Below are 22,010 nucleotides of genomic sequence, written 5' to 3' on the forward strand. Positions count from 1 at the left end.
GACTGGGTCGGTTCCTTAAGGTACCAGTCCCAGCCCCTTCGATGGCCATAATCCGAAACGACAACCTGTCGGCCACGGGTGAGGAGGGGAGTGGGCGGAAATCGGTTGGGCTATCTTAGGGTCGCCCGTCCAATGCCTGTCCGTCTCTCCGGATGACCGCTCCCCGCGTTGAGGAGGCATCAACGGGCAACCAATTTGGGGACCGCCCATGCCTAACCTCGCCAGCAAATTTAACCCGGAACTCGAGGCAATCGGCTCCGGTATCGTTAAGCGCCTGAGAGGCGTCTGGAAGCCGGGAGGCGCCATGTGTCTTTGCCCGGCCCATCCAGATCGAAGTCCCAGCCTCTCCGTTCGTGTCGGCGACCATGCGTTGGTCTTCAAATGCTTTGCGGGCTGCGACAACCGCGATGTCATCAAGGAGATACTGCGCCTCGATGAGAATGCCTTACACAAAGCGGAGGGGGAGACTGCGTCCGGTTCCCGAATACCGACCGTTATCGGGCGGCGCCAACTGGCCTTGCGCATCTGGGATGAGGCGCGACCGATCACCGGTACGGCCGCTGAGATCTATCTGCGTCGTCGACGTATTGCGCTGGTTCCGCGCGCCCTGCGATTCCACCCGCGTACACCGCTCGGGAGCGGCGAGGGCGTCGGTTTCAGACCTGCCATGATCGCGGCGCTTCACGACGGGGGCTTTCATGATGAAGGGCGCTTCATAGCGATTCAACGTACCTTCTTCGATCTGGACGACGCGCGGCGCGCCCGCGACCTGGCCGACCCGCGAAGGACCCTTGGCCGACCCGAACGCGCTGCTGTGATGCTCGGTACGGCAACTTCTGTCCTGGGACTTGCCGAAGGCGTCGAGACCGCGCTCTCGGCGATGATCCTCTTCGGCATTCCCGTTTGGGCGACACTGGGCAGCGAGCGTCTACACCAGATCGCGATACCAGGCCGGGTAAGCCGGCTCGTGCTGTTCGCCGACAATGACGTCGCCGGCGAGATTGGCGTGGCCAATGCGACGGATGCCTACGCATTGCCAGGTCGGACCATTGAGGTCCAATTCCCGCCATCGGCCTTCAAGGACTGGAACGACGTGCTTCGACTTGGAGGGGAGGGAGTGGGGGATTGGTGGCGGCAAGTGGTCTGACGGTCAGGCTGTCCCCCGCCAGGAGAACATCCCAGTGACCCAACTTCCTATCCTTGTCCCCGCGGCGAACCTCGCCAAGTCGCCGAGCAACGTACGCACCGTCAGCGACCCAATCGCTGACGCCCAACTCGAGGCCAACATTGCCGTCAAGGGCGTGCGTCAGAACCTGATTGGCGTGCCCGTCTCGCGCAAAAAGGGGCACTATCGCGTCATTGCGGGCGGCCGACGCCTCGATGCTGTCTACCGCCTGATCGAGAAGGGCGTGTTCGATGCCGACTATCAGCTCGCGGTGCTGGTTCTCGGCAACGCCAAGGATGCGATCGAGACCAGCCTTGAGGAGAACTTCTTCAATCTGACGATGAATCCCGCGGACACTTGTCGGGCCTTCCAGGATATCATCGAGAGCGAAGGCAAGACACCCGAGGACGTGGCCAAACGCTTCGGCCTTACCGAGCGCTTCGTTCGCAGCCGCCTTCGCCTGGCTGACCTCGCCGACCCGATCTTCGAGGCGCTGCGCAACGGCGAGATCACGCTCAACGTGGCTGTCGCCTATGCCAGTAGCAGCGATCGAACCCGCCAGGCCGAAACCTTCGAACAGCTCAAGGACGGCTATTACCGCGCCAACGTTAACGAGATCCGGCGGCAGCTCGCTGAGGACACCTATGTCGGTAACGATCCCAAAGCGCTTCTGGTTGGGCGCGCCGCTTATATTGAAGCCGGCGGCCGGGTCGATCTCGATCTCTTCACCGACGCTACCACCGAACGCTGGATCGACGGCGATATCCTCAACCGCCTCGTCGCTGACAAAATGGCCGCCGCTGCCGAGACCATGCGCGAGCACGAGGGTTTCGCCGAAGTCCGTGTTCTCCCGTCGACCCATGTCACCTACAACGACACCTGGGATCTGCGTCCGCTCAAGGGCGAGACGCCGTCGTTAACGGACGAGCAGCAGGCACGACTCAAAGAGATCGAAGTCGAACTCGAGGCGGCCAATGAAGCCTATGAGGACGCCGCCGAAGACGACGCCGCCGAACTCGCCAACCGGGTCGAAACGCTCGAAGCGGAATATCGCGCGATCGAGAAGCCTGTCCCGGTGCTGACCGACGAGCAGAAGGCGGGCGCGCTCGCTTATGTGGTCATCGGCCATGATGGCCAGCCGCGCCTGCACGAGCAGCTCTATGTCGTGCCTGCCGAAGAGGATGAGGCTGACGGGACGGATGATGACGCGGATAACGATGAAGTCGGCGAGGATGTCGTCATCACGTCGGGCAAGCCGTCCTACAGCCAGAGGCTGTCCCAGGAACTCGCCGAGATGAAGAGCGAGCTGGTGCGGGTCCATGTTGCCAGCGATCCGGGTTTCGCGCTCGATCTCGGCACCTTCTGGATGGCCGACAAGGCTATGCGTAAATATGGTGGCACGGATCTCGCGACCGAACTGAAGGCCGACAAGCCCTGGTCCGCGCTCATCGGCTTCCAGAGCGGCACGCGGGCGGCCGAGGAATGGGGCAAGATCGATGATGCCCTCGATCGCAGCTGGACCGAGGTGGGTGACGCCTGCGCACGCTACGATGCCTTCTGCGCTCTTCCCGACGAGGCGCGAGCGGCATGGCTAGCCTGGGCGATTGCCCGCACGCTTCACGCCGTCGTCGCCGGTCGTGATGGCGAGGACTTCATCGACCATCTGGGCACCAAGCTCGAGATCGACCTCGCGGCCTGGTGGCGGCCGACCGCGAACAACTATTTCGATCGTCTGAGCAGCAAGGCCGCGATCCTTGCTCATCTCGAAGAGATCGGCGGCAAGGAGCTGTCGAGCCGCTACGGCGCATCGAAGAAGCATGACCTTGCGACTTCGGCTGAGAAGATCTTCGCCGGCAGCGTGCCGATCGAGGCCGAACTCCGGGAGGCTGCTCTCGCCTGGGTGCCGGACGTCATGCGGTTCACCCAGCCGGACGCCCAGATCGAAGCGGAGCTCGCGAATGATTTGGCCGTGCCGGATGGCGAAGGCGACCTGCCTCAGGCCGCCTGATTACCCACATCGTCTATCTCTGGGCCGTGGCGGTGAGCTGCGGCCCTTTTTTTGCATGATCGGTGGCACTTCAGCACAAGCATGAACATTAGCGTGGCCGATGGAACTACTTCAGCTTCCTGAACTGCTCGTCCAACTGGATTTGAGCAATCTGGTGGCCCAACCATTTCGCTGTCTGGTGCTCCTGAAGTTTGCGCTTGGGCTTATGGCCGATGGCGCTCAACAACGCCTCAAGCGAGATCAAGCGGTCCTTGTAGCCATTGAGAACGCCAAACTTGATGCTGGCGATGTCGGGCCCGCACAAAATCCAGCCGCCTTTACGCGCAAGGGCATGCACCCACAGATCGCGTTCGCCATCATCGAGCATGGCGAGGCTGGCATGGCTAGCCTGGGCGTCGAGTCTTTGTACGGCGTCGACTATATGCACCCTGACCTGCTGGCGGAACTGGTCAGGCGGTATGATCTCCCGGTGCTGATAGCCCGTCATTGCCTCACTTTCGACCTCCATGACGGTCTCAAGCGTATAGCGCGCCGCAAGAGCGTCCCATGCGCCAGCAGCGACGCACGCGGAAATCGCGCAATTGTCGAGAAGGACAGGATCAGACGGGACCGCCACACACCGCCTCTATGTCAGACGGTAACCGGTGGCGCGATTTCGTGAGCAGCGAAAAGGGCGCGCAGCGCTTCCCGGGGAATCGCAATGAGCTTCGCCAATCGGCCGACCGATATGTCGCCTCTTTCGATGGCGCTCGCCATAACACCCATGAACGCTTTCGAAAACGGCGCCGGCGTATCCTGAAGATAATCGTCGGAGGGCGCCTCCACCTCGAGCATCTGGCTCGCTTTGTTAAGAAGCTTGAGGCCGACCAGGCGCCAATGCAGAGCGCTGACCGATACCCTGAAGAAATCGGCAACTTCGCGCATGCGGTGGGCCCGCTCGGCGTTGCCGAGCCGCCGCCATTCGCCAAACCGCGCAAGCACCCGCTGCGGCATCAGCAGCGCGGACGCAAAGGCATTGGCGAGTTGTTCGACGCGGTTGCCGCCATTCTCGCTCACGTCTTCAATCTCATTGGGCGGCATCGAGTCCCATGTCAAAAGGTGAAAGAACTCGTGCGCGAGATCGAAATTCCGGCGTCCCGGATTCTCGTGGCGGTTGACGAGGACAGCGTCAAATTCGGGGAGCCGACAGGCCGCGCCTGAAATCCCTTCCTCGGCATCGACCATAAGGACGAGAATGCCGAAGTCCTGCTCCATGACCTCTGGAAGCCGGGCCGCGGGGACGTCGCCCATATTATAATCGACCGTAAGCCGCTCAGCTTCCGCCATCGCGAGTTCGAAACTCGATCGTTCCGAGAGCCGCAGGCTCCATCGTTCGCGCGGACCTGGACGATCCTGCGGGCGGCTGAGTGCGCGATAGCTTGCAAGCCATGTTCCTGCCTTCCCCTGATAGGCTTCCAGCGCCTCCCTGGAGCATTGCGACTGTCGCCAGCAAAACTTGCCCTCGCCAACGAGCCGAAAGGGGTCGGTCAGATATTCAGGCGTGATGCCATAATGCTCGACCAACGCCATCATTTCCGCGCCCTTCATCGGCCGCGTGCCCTTCTCAATGTTCGAGATGATCTGATGGCTTTTAAGGCCCAGAACGCGCGCAACGTCACTCTGCGTCAGATTCCGATGTTCGCGCAGCGTGGCGAGCCGAAGCCCGATTAGAGGATTCACCGTCGTTTCCATGGGGCCGTATAATCTTGCAAATTCAATTTTGCAAGATTCATCTTAGACCCGTCAGCCCCACAGGAGGGAAGGGGGAAGGAGATGGCGGGCCGCGATGGTCCTGATCCAGATCGGAGTTCCGCCATGTCTGTTCCTTTGCTCGCGCTCGCACATCCCGACGAGCCTGAATCTTTCAAGACCACGCGTCTTTTCGACGTCGCTACCCGGTTGTCTGACCTGCTCCGACGCGGCCAGCCCATTCGCCGCCAGGACCTCAAGCGTCTGATGGAGGAAGCCTTCTCGGCCTCCGACGCGACGGGCAACTGGTCGATGCGCGACGCCTATGATGCGCTCGAGGCTGCACAGGTCATCCTCCTCAAATCACCTGGAGGCCGGACTGGCATCGTTCCGGACGGAGCTGATGCATTCGCCTCGCTTCGCCGCCTCGAACGGGCGCTCCCCACCCAGACCTATCGCAGCGAACATCAAGTCGAGATGCAGCAGTTCAGTACGCCGATCTCGCTCGCCTGGCTCGCCGCGCAGGCCGCGCGTATCGGCAAGGACGACCAAGTGCTCGAACCCTCTGCCGGCACCGGCATGCTGGCAGCTCACGCGGTTCGGCTCGGTGCCGCGCTGACCCTGAACGAGCGCGATCCCGGCCGCGCCGCGCTGCTCGGAAAACTGCTCGGCGATCCTGTCACAACGCACGACGCCGAATTCATCAACGACCTGCTACTCCCCGGCATCTCCCCAAGCGTCGTGCTGATGAACCCACCCTTCAGCCGGAGCGACGGTCGGGGCAAGGACCGCTTCGCCGGCGCCCGTCATCTGCGTTCCGCGCTGCTGCGGCTGGCACCGGGCGGCCGCTGTGTCGCTATCATGCCACCCAGCTTCGCAGCGGACGGTGCAGCGGCCAACGGCTATACGATGGTGTGCGAGACCGCGAACCCGCGTGTCGAAATCACGATCCTCGGCAACCCCTATGCCAAGCATGGCACCAGCATCGCGGTCCGACTGATCATATTCGACAAAGGTTGGACAGGGCCGGCGGAACGCTTGACCGCCCAAACGATTGAGGAAGCCGCGGCGCTGGTCGGAGGCGTCCCGCCGCGCCTTTCCGTACCCGAGCCGGAGCCACCAGCGCCGGCCGTCATCCCCCTGCGACCGCGCGCCTCCGCCAAACCATCACCGTCGACGATCTTCGGCGGCATGCAGAAGCGCGTGCTGGTTGTCCCCGACCGCATAGCGGCCGATGGAAGTGCCAGTCCGGTCGACTATACGATCCGCGCAACGCCGCTGCCAGCGGGCGATCCGGTCGGACATTACGCGCCCTGGCGGCCCGCACGCATCGAAATTAACGGCGCAAGGCCCCACCCGGACCAATTGGTGGAGTCGGTTGCCATGGCATCCGTGCTGCCGCCCGCGCCCAGCTATCGTCCGATGTTCCAGCCGCAGGCTCTCGCCGCCCTGTCTGACGCCCAGCTGGAAACGATCATCCATGCCGGCGAAGCCTGTGAGCGCGATCTGAAAGGCACCTTCTCGCCCAACAAGGCGGGCGACCAATTGCACGAGGATGCGGAAGGCGCTGTTTACCGGACGGGCTTCTTCATCGCTGACGGCACCGGTGTGGGCAAAGGCCGTGAGGGTGCGGGCATCATCCTGGACCAATGGAACCGCGGCCGCCGCCGGGCAATCTGGATTTCACGCAGCTCGGCGTTGATCGAGGACGCAAGGCGGGACTGGAGCGCGCTCGGGGGCGTCCCCATCGATATCCAGCCACTCGATGCGTTTCCACTCGGTGAACCGGTCGCTATGGCTAGCGGGATCGTCTTCCTCACTTATGCGACGCTCCGCTCTCAGCGGCATGACCGCGCATCGCGTCTGCAACAATTGCTCGATTGGGCGGGGCCAGACTTCGACGGCGTCATCCTGCTCGACGAGTCGCATGCACTCGGGAACGCTGCCGGCACCGAGACCGAGTTTGGCGCGGCTAAGGGGTCCGAACAGGGCCTTGCTGGCGTCCGGCTGCAGATCGCGTTGCCGCGCGCCCGGGTCATCTATGTTTCCGCGACCGGAGCGACCAAACCGGAAAATCTGAGCTATACCGCACGGCTCGGCCTCTGGGGACCGGGTACTGCCTTCCGAGACCGAGACGCTTTCCTTGCCGCGATGGAGGAGGGCGGCATTGCGGCGATGGAGATCGTCGCGCGCGATACCAAGGCCATGGGGCTCTATACGGCACGCGCGCTCAGCTTCGCCAGCGTCGAATATGACCCGCTCGAGCATAAGCTGACATCCGCCCAGATCGAAATCTACGATGCTTATGCCGACGCCTGGGCCGTGATTCATCGCAACGTCGATGCCGCGTTGAAAGCCGCCAATATCGTCGATCGCGCCTCAGGTCGGACCTTGAACGCGATGGCGAAGGGATCCGCGCTCAGCCGATTCGAAAGCTCCAAGCAGCGCTTCTGGTCGGCATTGCTCATCTCGATGAAGATGCCGACCGTCTTCGAGGCGATCGAAACCGAAATCGCAGCGGGCAATGTAGCTGTCGTCCAACTCGTCAGCACCGCCGAGGCAATTCTCGACAGGCGGCTTGCGGAACTCTCGCCAGAAGAACGCGCGCATCTCGATCTGGAACTCTCGCCGCGGGCGACCATGATCGATTATCTCAAAAACGCCTTCCCGACCCAGCAGATGCGCGTTTTCGCCACCAGCGATGGTTCACTCCGGTCAGAGCCGATGCGCCACGAGACGGGCAATATGGTCGAATGCGCCGAAGCCATTGCGGCTCGCGACGCATTGATCGAGGAGCTCTGCGCCATGCCGCCGGTTCCGGCTGCTCTCGACGCGCTGCTCGCGCATTTCGGGACGGCACAAGTCGCCGAGGTAACGGGCCGATCGCGTCGCATCGTAATCGGCAGCGACGGTTCCCAGAAGCTTGAACGGCGCGGCGCACGCGCCAATCTCTCCGAAACCCAGGCATTCATGGACGGGCTGAAACCCATCCTTGTCTTCTCCGACGCCGGTGGCACCGGTCGTTCCTATCATGCCGACCTGACCTGCAGGACGGCCGACAAGCGACGCGTCCATTTCCTGCTGGAACCGGGCTGGCGTGCGGATGTCGCGATCCAGGGTCTGGGGCGCACCCATCGCACCAATCAGAGCATGCCGCCTGTGTTCAGGCCGGTGACGACCGACTGCAAGGGCGAGCGTCGCTTCATCTCGACCATAGCGCGCCGTCTCGACAGTCTGGGCGCGCTGACACGCGGGCAGCGCCAGACGGGTGGCCAGAACCTGTTCGATCCGGCGGATAATCTCGAAAGCGATTACGCACGGGAAGCGCTAACCCAATGGTATCATCTTCTCCATGGGAACAAGCTCTCGAGTGTGAATATGGAGAGCTTCCAGGCCATCACCGGTCTCAAGCTTAGAGACGAGGACGGCACGCTCCTCGAGAAGCTGCCGCCGATCCAGCGCTGGCTCAACCGCATCCTCGCGCTCCGGATCGCAACCCAGAATGCGATTTTCGACGAATATATGGGGCTCATCCAGGCGCGCATCGACGCGGCGCTTGAAGCCGGTACGCTTGATGTCGGAGTTGAGACCATCCGCGCCGAGCAGATCATCACGCGATCCGAGCAGACGCTGCGCACCGATCCGGTGACCGGCGCGGAGACCAGACTGCTACGACTCGAGCTCCATCTGCGCCCGCGCGTCATGCACTGGAACCGGTTGATGCAGATCTGGGACGGCACCCGCGAAATCGCTTATCTCTGGAACGGCAGGTCCAAGCGCGTCGCTCTAAAAGTGCCGTCCTGGTCGATTACCGACGAGGAAGGACGCATCGTGCCCATGTGTCAGCTTGTTCGTCCGACCGGCGGGACCCGCATGCAGGAAATAGCCATGTGGGCCAGCCTCTGGAAAGAGATCGACCGTGACGAATTCCAGAAGCTCTGGGAAGCCGAAGCGAGCGAGGCGGAGGCCAAGGTCGATATCGAGACCGTCAACGTCGCGACCGGACTCCTCCTGCCGGTTTGGCACCGACTTCCTCAGGATGATGTCCGCGTCTGGCGGATCGATGATGGGCAGGGGATTTCGATCATAGGCCGCCTGATCCCGCCGGCGGCAATGGCGGAACTGCAATCAGCCTTCGGTCTCGACGGCACGGTCGAACTGACCGCTGCCGAACTTGGCGCCGCGGCCCAGAAGGGGACGGGGGTTGCGATCCCAGGCCTGGGCGGCGCGACGTTGACAACCGCGCTCGTTAACGGCTCGCGCCGACTTGAAATCCGCAACTACCGGCCGGAGGACCGCGAGCGACTGAAGGTCCACGGTGTGTTCAGCGAGGTCATTCAGCACTTAGATTAGGCGTCAACTGTCCTCTTTGATTTAAGCGGCGGGGATTCATGTAATTTCTCCTGCTGGTCTTCGTTAGCGTGTATTTTGTGCCCCCGCGCCGATGGGCGTCGGGCGCGCAGCTTCGTTCCTTGTGGCAACCAGGCGGGCATTTTGTCGGCGATAACGCTGTGCGTCGGCTTCGGCGCTGAGGGCGCGTTGAAGCAGTGCAGCATTCTGGGTGAGGAGCCGCCGCTCATTGGCTTGCATTTCGCGGATGACAGCGCGGAGCTCGACGACCTTTTCTTCAAGGCTTTCGGCCGCTTTGGGATGGGGCCGGGCTGCGGCAAGTTTCAGTGCGTCGATAATGGAGCGATGGTTGGTATAGATCGCGTTGCGACCGACGCCAGCCTCGCGCGCGAGCGTCGCCACCTCAAGCCGATAACCGTTTTGCAGAGCGGGATGCGAAGGGCGCTGCTCGATCAACCGTTCCAAAGCTGCGCGAAGTTTTCGGTCCGTTGCAGCGCGCCGCTTTTCGTACGGATCCGGCGGTGGGGTGCGGTCAGTTCTATTCATGCGCGACCTCTATTTGTTGGTCGAGTTCGGTCAGGATCCGGTTGCATTCGGCGATGCGCGTGATCGCCAGTTCACAGCTGACCGGATCGAGGGAGGGGTGTTCGAGCAAGGATGCATTGCGCGCGCGCCGTGTTTCCCAGACAGAGCGATGCTTGGCCGTGACGGCGAAGTTGGCGCAACTGACACACGTGCTTTGGGTTCGCAGGGCAGGATTTGGCCCTTTCTCGTCACCGAAGCATGCCGAGCTTTCCACGCGATAGACGCAGTAACCCCAGTCGCAGACCCCAAGCCTGAGGTCGGTTTCCGCCATCAGGAAGTCGACGTAGGCGCGAACATCTCCGTCAAGTGTCCGACCGCGGAACCGTGAGCGCGATGCTATCAAGCGACCGCCTTTCCCTGCGAGACGTGTAGCTGTCAGCAACTCCTCCAGAGCCGCGCGCGTTTCCTCCTGGGCTTGCTGATCGATCAACTCGTCGAGTTGGAAGTCGGTGCCGACATAGCTGCGATCTGTCATCACCCGGCTCACATGACCAAGATGGTGCTGGAGAGCGTGTAAGCCGGTTCGGTCTCGCTTGCCGATGAAGCGGGCGAACGTCTTTCGTCCCTGATGCGTGGTCAGACGCCAAGGTTCACCGGCGTGGTCCGGCAAGCCTATGAACGGCGCGAAGAAGCGGTTCAGCCGGTTGATGATCACCTCGGTCACCGGCAGCTGTATCAGCGCGTTGGGGCCGAGCAGCCCGGCGTGGGCCGACAGCAGCCACAGTTCGGGACGACCGCTCCGCTCACGAAGCGGCTGCGACAGTATTTCCATGATCGCGACGGCGCGTTCGACCGCCGGCGGCGCGGGCCAGTGATGCACCTTGCCGCCTGACGAGGATGCGGTCTTGTAAATGCGGCCGACCAGATAGGCGAACCGCTCGATGCCGTCCGCCGATGGACGATATTCGATGCATCCGGGCCGCAACCCGAGTATTTCGGAGACTCGCGGGCCAACAAGGTAAGAGATCGTGACGAAGCACGCCTCATAGAGGCGCTGCACCAGGAACCGCACCTGCTTGGTGCTCCTCACCGGGCCATTTTGCCAAGGGGCCGCTTCGCCCGGAAGCGTCGAGAACCGGAACGGCTTGATCGCCTCCAGAACGACAAAGCGGGACCGGTGATAGCTCATGCCCTTGGCCAGAGCTTCATCCTGTGCTGATTGTGCCAGAGCCTGCAAAGCGATCACATCGTCGGCGGGGGATGCGAGCAACCTGAGCGCTCCGCTCACCAGCGGCACGGCAATCGCATCGGGCGTATAGGGCAGCATTGATCGCATTGGCGGGGTCCAGCCATGCGTAATACCTGAGAGCGGCTCCAATGTTGCTACCGCAGGATATCGCACGCCCTGCTGATCGAGGCGCGCAAGCAGCGTCCGATAGGTGAAGATCGTTCGGACATCGATCGGTTTGCCAGCGCGCGTGCGTCGTCGTCCCACAGCCTCCAGGAACCGATCCGCCCCGGCCCGATCAAGATCGCCGAACCCACGATAGCTCTCGCTCACCATCCAGCATATCAGCAGCCTGAGCCGCTTGAACACACCGGTCAGGGTCGCCCCCCGGATCCTGATGCACCCCGGCGGCGGATCGACCTGCAAGCTCCAGAGGAACGTTTTGGCTGCCGTGCACCAGGCTGCCCAGCGAGGATCGGAGAACCGGCCGTCGATCACCGCAAAGCCCCAGATGATCGAGAAGTCCGCCGTTTTCCACCCCGGTGGTGCGTCGTCGAGGTGCCAGACCGCATCCCCCCACACGGAGCGGGTCGAGATCACCGTATCCGGCTCGAACGCCTTGGGATTGATGACCGGGCTCATTCCAGCACCGGAAGCGGCGGCAGCATGGACACCAGTTTTTCCGCCTCGGCATGCAAGCCGGTCGGGAAGTCGGGTAATATGTCACTCAGCAGGATGCGATGGCTTGGTGCATACACCCCCTCCCACCGGACCGGATCGATCCGGTCCCGCGCATCCACCAATGCAGCGATGGCCTGAAGGATCCGGGCGAGATGATGGGCATCGAGCGGGATCACCAGACCCGGACAGCGCAGGCACGCCCCGTAGTGCGGGCAAAGCGTGCCATCGCACGCGCCGTTGGCAGGATCCAGGCAGTCATGCGCAAACGGCATCGTCGCTCTGCCGGGGCGACACCTCGGTTTGCCTTTGGGCGGTTCGACGCCCGTTACCCATGCAACCAGCATGGCCTGCGCCCTGGCGATTGTTTCGTGCTGGATTCTTTCTGTCTCCGGCCCTCGCACATATCGGTCCGTTGTGCTGACGTTCCCGTGATTGAGCTGGGCCTGGGTCACCACAATATCCCCGCCGGAGGCCTTGTAATATTCCGTCGCGACACTGCCGCGCAGGAAGGCCGGAGCAATGTCGGGGAGCGCAGGCAACCGGCACGCGTCGGCGCTATTTACGGCGACCTTCGCATTTCGCCGAGCCACGAACCGCTTGACGCCTTTCCACAGCGTCGGATGCGGCAGCGCAGTAACGGCGCCTGTCTGCCCGCTCAGAAGAAGGAACAACTTCTCCTTGTCCTGCGGCCGTGCGCGCCGCGCTAGCGGCGCGGTCATTTGGAGCAACCGGTTGATAAGGTTGGGCGCGGCATAGGCACGGCGCGTGTCGAACGAACGGCGTTGAACGCGCTTGTATTTGCGGCCAGCGCGGGGTTTGTCCCATTCAACCATCAGCCGGTTGTCGTCGAGCGGGTGTGTCGTCAGGCAGTCCCTGCCGATGAGCCGCATCGGGGCGGGATTGCCCGCGGTCTGGATGACGATAGCGATGTAAAATGCGACGGCAGCCTCACCAGTCAGGTGAAGATAGGGAGCAACCTGCTGCAGTCCGCCATGCCGGACTGCGGTCGACCAGGGCACACCGGCCCGCTCCATCTTCCGCCGGCCAGGGACTATTCCGTCATCAACGCGGGCCAGTTTCCGGATCGTATCGACCAGTCTTGGGTCGATACCGTTCAGTTCGCCGGATGTTTCGATGGCTTGCCGCCCTATTCTGAACATAAGCCAGGCCTCGTCGATCTCCTCATAGCAATGCACGAGGATGGCCTTCAGTTCGGCGGAGGTCAGGCGCGGGCGCGGCTTCGCGCTGCGGATGTCGTAGCTGCCCCGCGTGAAGTCGATGCGGCACGGCAGGCGCTCAGGCCGATTTCGCCGCGTCCACTCGACAAGCTGTCGAAGCGATGTGAGCGCATTTCCTTTATAGGCCTCCGACCAGCGGTCCCCGGACGCGCTTCTTTGCCGGTCAAGCCACAGCATGTAACGTCCCACCATCTCGGAGGTGAAGTCGGTGACTAACGACAGGTTTCCCTCGCCCGCCGCGAACCGGGCGAACGTCGCAATCGAGTACCATTGCGCACGTCGGGTGGTCGACGCTGCGGCCGTATATTGCCCGGCAAAGGCTTCCGCCAGGAAGATGGTCAGTTCCATCGACAGCCCCAGAGTGGAGAAGTCGAAGGCGCGGGTGTTCTCGCCCCATGCACCTCGGAAGGTCGCGACGGCACTTCCGCGATCCTCGGCGTTCAGCCGCCGATCGATTCTGCGGCCGTTAGGCATCGCTGATGGCGGCGCCGTAGAGATAGGCGACGCTCTCCTCCAGGTCGGATGCGTATATATCGATGCAGCGCAAGTAGATCGCGGTGCTCTGGATCGAGCGGTGGCCGAGGAGCATCTGGACGATCTTGAGCGGGTTGATGTGCGGTGTATCCCGCGCCTGTTGCTGCAGCCTCGCCAGCATCGTAATGGCAAAGGTGTGCCGCAACCAATGACCAGTGCCCTCCACACCGGACGCTGTAAACGCTTCGGCCATGGCCGCCGTCAGCCGCTCTCTGGTTACCGGTCTACCCTCGCGATTGAGGAACAGCGACGCCGGCGCGCGATACCGGCTATTCCGAGCGCGGAGCCGCCGGATCGACGGGGTGCGCACCTCGTCGATATAGCGATGGGTCCGGTCTACGAGCCCGATCGGCGCATAAACGGTACGCGGCTGATCGCCTTTCGTGATCGAGAGGCCTATGCCTATGAGCGGATGTTCGTCCGCTTCGAGATGCGCGGTTTCAGGGATCTGGTATCCCTCAAGGCCGCAAAGTTCCTTGCGCCGCATGCCGGTTGCCAACGCCCATTCGCCCATCAGCCGGTAGGGCGCATCGAGATGCGAGAAGAGGCGGCGCAGCTGATCGACGCGCAACGCGCGGGGAAGCCGCTCGTACTGCGCGACCGTGAGCACATTGGCAGCGATGATACCCGGCCGTGGGTTGATGTGCCCCAGGAAGGATTGGCGGCCCAGCCCGATCCGGACGTCGGTGAAGTGGAACGGAAGCGCTTCGATCCAGCCAGCATGGTGGGCCCAGCTATAGAAGCGGCAAACGGTTCGGACGCGATCGTTGACTGTCGAACGCGCGTAGGGCCGCTGCGTGTGTGGGCTCGGCCCTCCCAGCATCCGATTACGCCAGGAGGCGATCTCGGTTTCAGTCACAGCGTGCCATTCGAGCCCCGACTGCTCGAGCGTATCGAACCAGTCATGGAGGTGCTCGCCGTAGGTCCGCACGGTCTCCGGTGAGTGTGACCTGCCGGGCACCGTCGCCAGCATGAGCAGCCACGCGAAGACTGGCTCGATGATCGCCATGTCATCGCTGACGATGATCGGGAAGTTCGCGGGTATTGCGGCGTGACCCTCCACAGCTTTCACAATCCGCGCCATATGTCCTCCATGGCGCGCCGACACGCGTTAGCCGCAGGACATCTTGTCCACCCTGTTTCGCTGGAAACCGCCAAAGAGGACGAGATGTGTCGTGCGGCTTTCTGTGACCTGAAGCTCGCTCCCTCCCTGCTATACCATGCGGGCGAGTCGCCCAGTTCGGCAAATCGACGGACCGGGATTCCCACCGGACAACCGGAGGCATAGCGCGCGGTGATTGGCTCAGGCCGACCACCGCCAGCTCTTTGGGTAAGCGCGGCGGTCGGCCTGAACCAATCACATCCGACGGCGCTCCCGACATCTAAAAGGACAAGCATAGTGCCTAACCTAACAGTATAAGACCCGACTATTCATTCCGCTCGACCGGTCGAACGAGATCATCGAGGCGATCCTCTCGATGACGCGGATCTGACCCATCCCGAGTCTGCTCGACCCTTGAAAAGCGGTCCGGGAACGTTGCGCGCCCGGACCGCATCGATCAACTTGCCGCGAGCGTGTTTTCCGGCGCGGGTTCAGCCGATGGAGCCGCCTCAGCGTCTGTCTTTTTCGCCCGAATGCGCTTCGGCTTCGGTGCCGCATTCGCGCGCGCGACGGAAGCCTTTGCGGCAACGCCCTTGGTGACCTTGCGCTTGGGTTTTACCGCTACGGACTTCGATTTGGCATCGAGAGCCTTGGGCGAGGGACCTTCAGGCGCGTGCTCTGCTGGGGGCGTCTCAGCAACGGCAGGGTTGGGCGTCTCGGAAACCGGGGATGCAGGCGCGTCCGCGGCGACCAGCGCAGGAGCGGCCTTACGCTTAGGCTTCTTGGCCGCCGGCTTCGGTTTCACGTCGACAGTCTTGGTTCGCGGGCGACGTGTCGACGCGGCCTTTGCCGGGGGTGTCTCAGCAACGACAGGCTCGGGCGTGTCGGTAACCTGGGGTGAAGGCATTTCCTCGGCAACAGCCGAAGGAGAGTTCTTGCGCTTGCCGCCGAGGCCCAGCTTCAGTGCGACTTCTCTTCGGGCCGCCGAATATCCTCGCGCGACGATAGGATAGTCCGCCGGAAGGCCATAGCGGCCACGATATTCCGCAGGCGTCAATCCATGCGCTGACAGATGTCGTTTGAGCGCCTTGTAGGGCTTGCCATCGATCAGGCTTAGTATGTGATCCGGTGATGCCAGACTTTCGTCAATGGAGACCTTCGGCTTATGATCCGGAGCGGCGGCCGGCGTCTCCGGTACAATCTCTTCGGCCGCCGGGGCGGCGACTGGCTTCTCCAGAGCAACCTCTTCACTTCCTGGAGCGCCAACTGTCGTTGCGACAGGTGCGTCGCCCAGCAGCGCCCTCCGCGTCCCCTCCACCAGCGCTGGCAATTCGGCGCTCGGCACGGTGTTGTTCGCGAAATATGCGCTGAGCAACGTCACGGTCAAAGACATGACGCCCGAATCTTCGGTCTCGGCCATGTAACATCCTTCTTCTTGCTGGGAACACGGGTCTTGAACCAGGCGCAGTTGCGCAAGTGTAAACGAACTCGTGCCCCCATTCGGCCGTCAAGTCAAAGGGAGGGGAGGAGGGCGGCTGTGGGTGGCGCGGCAATTGGGCTGCCCACAATCTTCATGGAGCACCCATGGCCGACCACTTCATCCAGGGCTCATTCGCCTTCACCTGCTCGATCGCCGAAGCCGCGCTCATCGAAGAGGCATGGCAGCTTGCCGCCGATCTGATGTGGGATTTCGATCCTGCTCCCATCAGCGATGAACTGCTGACAGTCTTTCCGCCGAGCCTTGCCGATAAACCGCTGAGCGGGTTCACCGCGATCTTCGATGATGCGAACTTTCCCGACTTCGGCGCCGACATTCAGGTCGAGAATTCGATCGAAGATCCCAAAACCTGCTCGGTCAGCATTTATAGCGACACAGACTTCCAGCCGTGGCCCATTGCCGGGCTGATCCAACGTTGCTGCCAACCGACACTGGCTATTGCTCCGATCGGCTTTGACTGGAGCCTAACCTGTAGCAAACCCCGCATCGACAGTTTTGGCGGAGGATGGTGCGCCATATTCCCGGACCGGATCGAGATCGAGAGCACGCGGCAAGCGCTGTCGAAGGCGCTCAACGGTGGACTGTCATGAGCCGCCGCAGTCATTGGGATGACAATCCCCACCATCCTGTCGACGACTGGAAAACCGAAGTTGCGAACGACGATACCCGTCTTGGCTATCTCGATTGGGTTGAAGCCCGGTCGGAAATGCTCGCCTCCGAGGATAGCCCGGGCACGGCCGGAGTATCACCGCGTCGTGATGCCGTTCGCATCCGTGCAACCGATCGGCTTGGCACCATCGCCTATATCCATCGCGAAGCGAACCGCCCGATGCGCTGCACGCTGGCGAATGGCGTATCCGCCGCGCTCTTCTACGCCGGCATCACGGTCGATGAAATGACGTGCCGCTTCGCGCTCGATGATTGCGAAACCGCCGACCAGGCGCTTGCGATTGTTCGGCGCTACGGGTCGCTCGAGTATGGCTATTGCCAAGCCGGGCCGCCACCGGGCTGGGATAGTTCACCAGCGACGCCTCCCGCAATCCATCTGCTTGCGGATCTGCTTGGCGAGATCGACCGACTGGCGACCATCGTTCCGGAAGTCTTGGGTCAGATCGACGAGGACGCCGTGAGGCGTGCCCGCGCCGTCATTGCGATGGAATTGCCCCCAGGGTCCCGCGAGACCTGACAACAACCGGCCACCGGGCTGGCCACCAAACCTTTGCCACGGAGAAAGACCATGACCGACGTCTCGACGCCGGGCGCGTCCGCGCGCTTGTACAGCCAGACTCCGTTCGACGAGCGGGGCAATTTCCACTATGAGGGCGACCTTTATCAAGCCGGCGACAATCTCGCGACGCTCGCCGCGCGCATCGAAACTCATCTCAAGGCCAAATACCCCGACACGCGCTTCGCGATCAGGACCGAGAAGTTCGCGCGGGGCCGAAAGATCATTGCCGAGATCCTCGACACACCAGCGGACCTTACCGCGCGTGACGCGCAGAACGACTTCTTCGTCGCGGTGCGCGACCAGATGGAGCGCTTTGGCTTCACCCGCTCCAATGTCTATCAGGACCTCCACAACTGTTCCTTTTATTGTGAAGCGCGGATCGGTCCGGCCTATTGGGCAGCATTGTCCGCGCGTCGGGGACCAAAGAACCCGGTCGACCCCAAGGTTTCCCTTGCTGCGTTCAAAAAGCAGGTGAGGGCTGGTGACAGCCTGAAGCTGGTCGACGCACCAGCCGGACATCGTGCGCTCGGGACGACCAGGGCAATCACCCAGGTGCGATCCGGCGATCTCATTCTCGAAGGCCGCTCCTATCTGAGCTTTCCGCGAGCTTCCGCCTTCGCCTGCGATGGAAGGCTTGTGCGGATCTCGAATGGCTCTGAATATGACCCCGACTCGCACCTGCTTTATGAGTGGCTGCGTCAGAAGGCCGCCTGAGCCATGGCCTTCATCGCCAAGGAGACGGCTGTCTGCAACAGGCCGGGTTGCACCAAAAGCTGGGACGTCGACCCGGTAATGCTTGTCCCGTGCCCGGATTGCCAGGCGCTCGTCAGCGTCGGCTGTCAACGTCCCAGCGGCCATAGCGGTCCCTTCGACGAATTCCATGCCGCACGCGACCTGCTCGCGGACCGGGAGCGCATCGCACGTTAAGGCCGGATCCGAGGCAGCATGCGCGGGGATGGAGGGAAGGGGGTGGGGAAGGGTTGGCCGGTCCGAAACGGATCGGGCCGTTCCAACCAGGAGATGTCACATGGCAACGCTTGCCCAGCATATCGACGCGCCCCAGGTCTCGGGCGCCTACAAGGTCGACATATCCCGCGGTCGCAGCATCGGACGGGTCTCGTCCGAATGGTATTCGCGTCCCGACGACGAGAAATTCCTCTCCCTCGACGACCTCTATGAGAACGTTCGCCGTCGCGCCGACCGCGCACGCACACGTATCGTCGAAAGCCGCGACGTCCGCGTCGAGGCGAGCATGGACAATGCCGAGCGCCTGAGCCTCATCGTTCCCGGCGAAGCCGAACCGATCGCACCCACCAACTGGTCGTTCGGTCAGCTCTCTAGCCTGGTTGGGGCTCCCGCCTCCTACCTGCGCAACCTTCCTGCAGCGCTCGCCGGCATCAATCTCCAGCATGGCCTCCTGAGCCATCGCGGCGAGCAGGTGAAGCTGCTCAAGACCCATGAAGGCCGCGCCGAACTGCGGGCTGTCACCGGACCCGATTACGGCCGGATCTGGGACCATGAGCTGGTCGCGGCGGTCATGAAGATCGCGGGCAACGGCGTTTCCGATACGCGCTGGAAGGTTCCGGGCGTGCTCGACTGGCGGTCGATGCGCTATAACCCCTATGTCGACGTTACGCGCGAGACGACGACACTCTATGCGTCGGATCGCGACGTTTTTCTGTTCTTGGTCGATGACACGCATCCGATCGAAGCGGGGAAATTGCCGAATGGCGACCCCGATCTCTTCTTCCGCGGCTTCTACTGCTGGAACTCGGAGGTCGGCTCCAAGACATTGGGAATTGCGACTTTTTATCTGCGCGCTGTGTGCATGAATCGCAATTTGTGGGGCGTCGAAAATTTCGAGGAGATCTCGATCCGCCATTCGAAATTCGCCGCCAACCGCTTCGCCCATGAAGCGGCGCCCGCGCTCGAGAGCTTCGCCGACTCTTCCGCGCTAAGCTTCATCGAAGGCATCAAGACGGCGCGCGGTCGCATCGTCGCACGGTCCGACGAGGATCGCGACTCCTTCCTGCGAAAGAACGGCTTCTCCAAGACCGACACTGCGAAGATCATCCAGTCAGTGATCGCCGAAGAAGGCCATCCGCCCGCCAGCCTGTTCGATTTCGTGCAGGGCATCACTGCGCATGCACGCGCGAAGTCCAACCAGGACACGCGGCTCGAAATCGAGGGCAAGGCGCGCAAACTCTTCGCCAAGGCGAGCTGAGGAGGGCGTCATGCTGAGCTTCACGATCGAAAGCACCTACCGGCTGCCGGTTTTCCGGCACCGGACCTATGAGGCGGCCACCGCCGAAGATGCCTGTCGCCTCGCCATCACGGACGAGGACTGGACTGGCCAGAAGGAGGACTATGAGAATAGCGGCGCCACTTACCTTACTGGCATCTGGCCCGGTGTGGATAGCGCCTACGGCCCCCCCGCGCTGGCGCTGCCGCCCGGTTTCGCCGAAGGAGAATATCCGCCGTCGGCGATCAGGACGAAATCGGTCACGCCCATACCGGCTCCGCTGATGCCGCGCTGTCGCCATTGCGGCAGCGCGGACATCTGCAGGGATGCGAACGCCGCCTGGGACGAGGTCACCCAGCAATGGTCGCTGCTCGCGACCTATGACAGCCAAACCTGCGAGCGATGCGGCGCGGACAGCAACAATCTCGCCCTCTGGGTCCCGGTCGCCGAGGCGGGCTCGGCCACGGCTTTCCTGTGGGAAGTGATCCAGGTGCTGGAATCCACCTCCCTTGCCTGGGAAGCCGATTTCCAGCGTTTCTGCACCGAGAGCCATGGCCAGCTGACGGCTGATGAGGCCGCCGCCCGATGGCGCAGCGCCGCGGGCGCCTGACCATCCAGTCCGGCCCAACGGGCCAACCTTCAACGCCCGTCCACCCCGAGGCGGCTTCGACACAGGTCGGAGCCGCCCTTTTCCTATTGAAAGGATCCGATCATGCACGCTTCCTCCCAAATCGAACTGCGCTCATTCTCCGTCGAGATCGAATTCTCCAGCGGCGGCGAGCCCTATGCAACCGAGACCTATACGGTCGAAGCGACCGACTGGTATCGCGCGCAGCGCGATGCGCTCGAGATGTCGGTCTCCAGTCCCTACGACAACGCGCGCATCCCCGATCTCACGCGTCGCGTGGTCGCACAATAAACAGCGGGCTTTCTCCCGCCGCCGATCATGGGCTGGCGGGAGGGGGCGCGGCCGCAACCGGAGTTGCCGCTCATGATCACCACCAGAAGCCAACGCTGGCGCGATCGGCGTTGCCGCTGGGTGCCAGGCGCCACGGAAATCGACACCAGGCGCTTCGCTGTCGATATCATCGACACCGTCAAGCAGGCCGCCCCTTTTGTGCGCCAGCATCATTATGCCGCCTCGATGCCGGTTACACGCCTTTCGCTCGGCCTCTTCCGTAATGGCGCGGCCGGACGATCCGAGTTGGCCGGCGTTTGCGTCTTCGCCCACCCGGTCAACAATGCCAGCGTTCCCAAATCGGCCGGGCTCCCCGATCCACGTAGCGCCTGCGACCTCGGGCGCCTCGTGCTGCTCGACGACACCGGCGGTAACGCGGAAACCTGGATGCTCTCGCGCGCCTTCAAATCGCTGCGTCGCGAGAAACCGGAAATCGTGTCCGTCATCTCCTACGCCGATCCCATCCGTCGCACCGACGAGCAAGGCCAGATGTTCATGCCCGGCCATGTCGGTACGCTCTATTGCGTGATGGGCAGCCGCTACACCGGCCGCTCGTCAGCACGCATCGATCTCATCCTCCCCAACGGCCAGCCGATTTCGAGCCGGGCGATCTCCAAGATCCGTAATGACGAATGCGGCCAGCGCTACGCGGCCGAGCAACTGGTTGCGGCTGGTGCCCGGACCCGTCGTTCGGGCGAAGATCCCGCGCACTGGCTCGCCGATCTTGAACACACCGGTTTTCTGCGCCGCCAGAAGCACCCGGGCAACCACGCTTAGGTTCTGTTCCCGCTCACCAAAGCGGCGCGGATCGCGGCACGGGCGGTACCAAGTCTGCCCTATCCCGTTCTCGATCGCACTACGCCCGCCGGCGACGTGACGGCGCTTCCGCTGCTTGCCCACGCCGTTTGAGCCAGCCGGTCGCAGCCGGAGGGAAGGGGGCGGGATTGGGGGCCGGTCAGGAACCGGCTTACCGGAGAACCCCGCCATGCCCGATCTTGACGCCCGCGCCCTCCTTGTCGAGGCGCTCGATTTCTTCAACGACCATCCCTGCTTCGGCCTACGCCGCGACCGGCGCCGCACAAGCTACCAGCTCGCCGCGCGGATCGACGCCTTCCTCGCACCGGACAAGACTGTTCTGCCTATCGTGGCGGCCGCCCGCGAACGCTGGCTTAACACTCATATCCTGCGGATCGACCCTGACGAGCAGACCGTCCAGCGCGATGGCGACAGCTATTGGGTGCGGGCATGGGTGCGCGTGGATGCGGCCCGCCTAGCCGACGTCGGCGCTGCGCCAATCGACCGATACGCCCGCGCGGTCGCCGCACTGCCGGAAATCACTCGTCAGGTTCTCCTGGCGGATTTTCTCGGCGAGGAGGATTTCGCCGCGATCGCGGCCCGTCTCGGCATCGCCACGCACGAGGTCGAGCAGCATATCGCCGACGCACTCGCCGTGATCGCCCAAGCGCTCGACCGGCCCTGATCGCACGCTCGGGCTGCCCCTCCGCGCACCCGGCACATCCCTAAG

19 protein-coding genes are annotated in these 22,010 nt (G+C 62.9%); 12 read left to right on the forward strand and 7 right to left on the reverse strand.

All coding sequences use genetic code 11. The features are described 5' to 3' along the window. Positions 1-208 precede the first annotated feature (208 nt). Both SKP52_RS01485 and SKP52_RS01490 read left to right on the forward strand, forming a co-directional pair. Positions 209-1,147, forward strand: coding sequence for a DUF7146 domain-containing protein (locus tag SKP52_RS01485; protein ID WP_039570898.1), 939 nt, complete (start codon positions 209-211; stop codon positions 1,145-1,147). 34 nt (positions 1,148-1,181) lie between these two features. After that, positions 1,182-3,173, forward strand: coding sequence for a ParB/RepB/Spo0J family partition protein (locus SKP52_RS01490; protein ID WP_039570902.1), 1,992 nt, complete (start codon positions 1,182-1,184; stop codon positions 3,171-3,173). Positions 3,174-3,279: 106 nt separating this feature from the next. On the opposite strand, the gene SKP52_RS01495 is transcribed toward SKP52_RS01490, so the two are convergent. Beyond that, on the reverse strand, positions 3,280-3,660 hold the full coding sequence (locus tag SKP52_RS01495; protein WP_148308983.1) for a hypothetical protein: 381 nt from the start codon (positions 3,658-3,660) through the stop codon (positions 3,280-3,282). Positions 3,661-3,803: 143 nt separating this feature from the next. Continuing rightward, positions 3,804-4,904, reverse strand: a complete 1,101-nt coding sequence (locus tag SKP52_RS01500; RefSeq protein ID WP_039570906.1) for a helix-turn-helix domain-containing protein — start codon at positions 4,902-4,904, stop codon at positions 3,804-3,806. A gap of 123 nt (positions 4,905-5,027) precedes the next feature. On the opposite strand from SKP52_RS01500, the gene SKP52_RS01505 reads away from it, so the two are divergent. Continuing rightward, positions 5,028-9,254, forward strand: a complete 4,227-nt coding sequence (locus tag SKP52_RS01505) for a strawberry notch-like NTP hydrolase domain-containing protein (protein ID WP_228383782.1) — start codon at positions 5,028-5,030, stop codon at positions 9,252-9,254. Between the two features lie 63 nt (positions 9,255-9,317). Here SKP52_RS01505 and SKP52_RS01510 read toward each other — a convergent pair whose 3' ends face one another. The 5 genes from SKP52_RS01510 to SKP52_RS24420 all read right to left on the reverse strand — a co-directional run bounded on the left by SKP52_RS01510 (position 9,318) and on the right by SKP52_RS24420 (position 15,979). Continuing rightward, on the reverse strand, positions 9,318-9,707 hold the full coding sequence (locus tag SKP52_RS01510) for a hypothetical protein (RefSeq protein ID WP_187337275.1): 390 nt from the start codon (positions 9,705-9,707) through the stop codon (positions 9,318-9,320). An 82-nt stretch (positions 9,708-9,789) separates the two neighbouring features. After that, positions 9,790-11,646, reverse strand: coding sequence for a site-specific integrase (locus tag SKP52_RS01515; protein WP_052207718.1), 1,857 nt, complete (start codon positions 11,644-11,646; stop codon positions 9,790-9,792). Then, positions 11,643-13,397 (reverse strand): site-specific integrase, encoded by a 1,755-nt coding sequence (locus SKP52_RS01520; protein ID WP_039570909.1) that lies wholly within the window; start codon positions 13,395-13,397, stop codon positions 11,643-11,645. Before SKP52_RS01520 ends, SKP52_RS01515 begins: the two co-directional genes overlap by 4 nt. Then, on the reverse strand, positions 13,390-14,541 hold the full coding sequence (locus SKP52_RS01525) for a tyrosine-type recombinase/integrase (RefSeq protein ID WP_039570910.1): 1,152 nt from the start codon (positions 14,539-14,541) through the stop codon (positions 13,390-13,392). Before SKP52_RS01525 ends, SKP52_RS01520 begins: the two co-directional genes overlap by 8 nt. A gap of 475 nt (positions 14,542-15,016) precedes the next feature. Then, positions 15,017-15,979 (reverse strand): MucR family transcriptional regulator, encoded by a 963-nt coding sequence (locus SKP52_RS24420; RefSeq protein ID WP_052207719.1) that lies wholly within the window; start codon positions 15,977-15,979, stop codon positions 15,017-15,019. Between the two features lie 164 nt (positions 15,980-16,143). Here SKP52_RS24420 and SKP52_RS01535 point away from each other — a divergent pair, with 164 nt between their 5' ends. The 9 genes from SKP52_RS01535 to SKP52_RS01575 all read left to right on the forward strand — a co-directional run bounded on the left by SKP52_RS01535 (position 16,144) and on the right by SKP52_RS01575 (position 21,965). Further along, entirely contained in the window at positions 16,144-16,647 is a 504-nt protein-coding gene (locus tag SKP52_RS01535; RefSeq protein WP_039570912.1) for a hypothetical protein, read from the forward strand. Continuing rightward, positions 16,644-17,243 (forward strand): hypothetical protein, encoded by a 600-nt coding sequence (locus tag SKP52_RS01540; protein ID WP_039570914.1) that lies wholly within the window; start codon positions 16,644-16,646, stop codon positions 17,241-17,243. The genes SKP52_RS01535 and SKP52_RS01540 overlap by 4 nt, the downstream gene beginning before the upstream one ends. 51 nt (positions 17,244-17,294) lie before the next feature. Next, the gene (locus tag SKP52_RS01545; RefSeq protein WP_039570917.1) at positions 17,295-17,999 is read left to right on the forward strand and encodes a hypothetical protein; all 705 of its coding nucleotides are present in this window, start codon (positions 17,295-17,297) and stop codon (positions 17,997-17,999) included. A 3-nt stretch (positions 18,000-18,002) separates the two neighbouring features. Further along, positions 18,003-18,212, forward strand: coding sequence for a zinc finger domain-containing protein (locus SKP52_RS01550; protein WP_039570921.1), 210 nt, complete (start codon positions 18,003-18,005; stop codon positions 18,210-18,212). Between the two features lie 100 nt (positions 18,213-18,312). After that, positions 18,313-19,509: a hypothetical protein gene (locus tag SKP52_RS01555; RefSeq protein ID WP_039570924.1), complete on the forward strand. Its 1,197-nt coding sequence runs from the start codon at positions 18,313-18,315 to the stop codon at positions 19,507-19,509. Positions 19,510-19,519: 10 nt separating this feature from the next. Next, a complete protein-coding gene (locus SKP52_RS24425; protein WP_052207720.1) occupies positions 19,520-20,137 on the forward strand; it encodes a hypothetical protein in 618 nt (205 codons plus the stop codon). A 102-nt stretch (positions 20,138-20,239) separates the two neighbouring features. Next, the gene (locus tag SKP52_RS01565) at positions 20,240-20,446 is read left to right on the forward strand and encodes a hypothetical protein (RefSeq protein ID WP_039570927.1); all 207 of its coding nucleotides are present in this window, start codon (positions 20,240-20,242) and stop codon (positions 20,444-20,446) included. 72 nt (positions 20,447-20,518) lie between these two features. Continuing rightward, positions 20,519-21,262: a Mom family adenine methylcarbamoylation protein gene (locus SKP52_RS01570; protein ID WP_228383783.1), complete on the forward strand. Its 744-nt coding sequence runs from the start codon at positions 20,519-20,521 to the stop codon at positions 21,260-21,262. Between the two features lie 208 nt (positions 21,263-21,470). Then, on the forward strand, positions 21,471-21,965 hold the full coding sequence (locus tag SKP52_RS01575) for a sigma factor-like helix-turn-helix DNA-binding protein (protein WP_039570929.1): 495 nt from the start codon (positions 21,471-21,473) through the stop codon (positions 21,963-21,965). Positions 21,966-22,010: the final 45 nt, after the last annotated feature.

The organism is Sphingopyxis fribergensis (assembly GCF_000803645.1).
Classification (GTDB): domain Bacteria; phylum Pseudomonadota; class Alphaproteobacteria; order Sphingomonadales; family Sphingomonadaceae; genus Sphingopyxis; species Sphingopyxis fribergensis.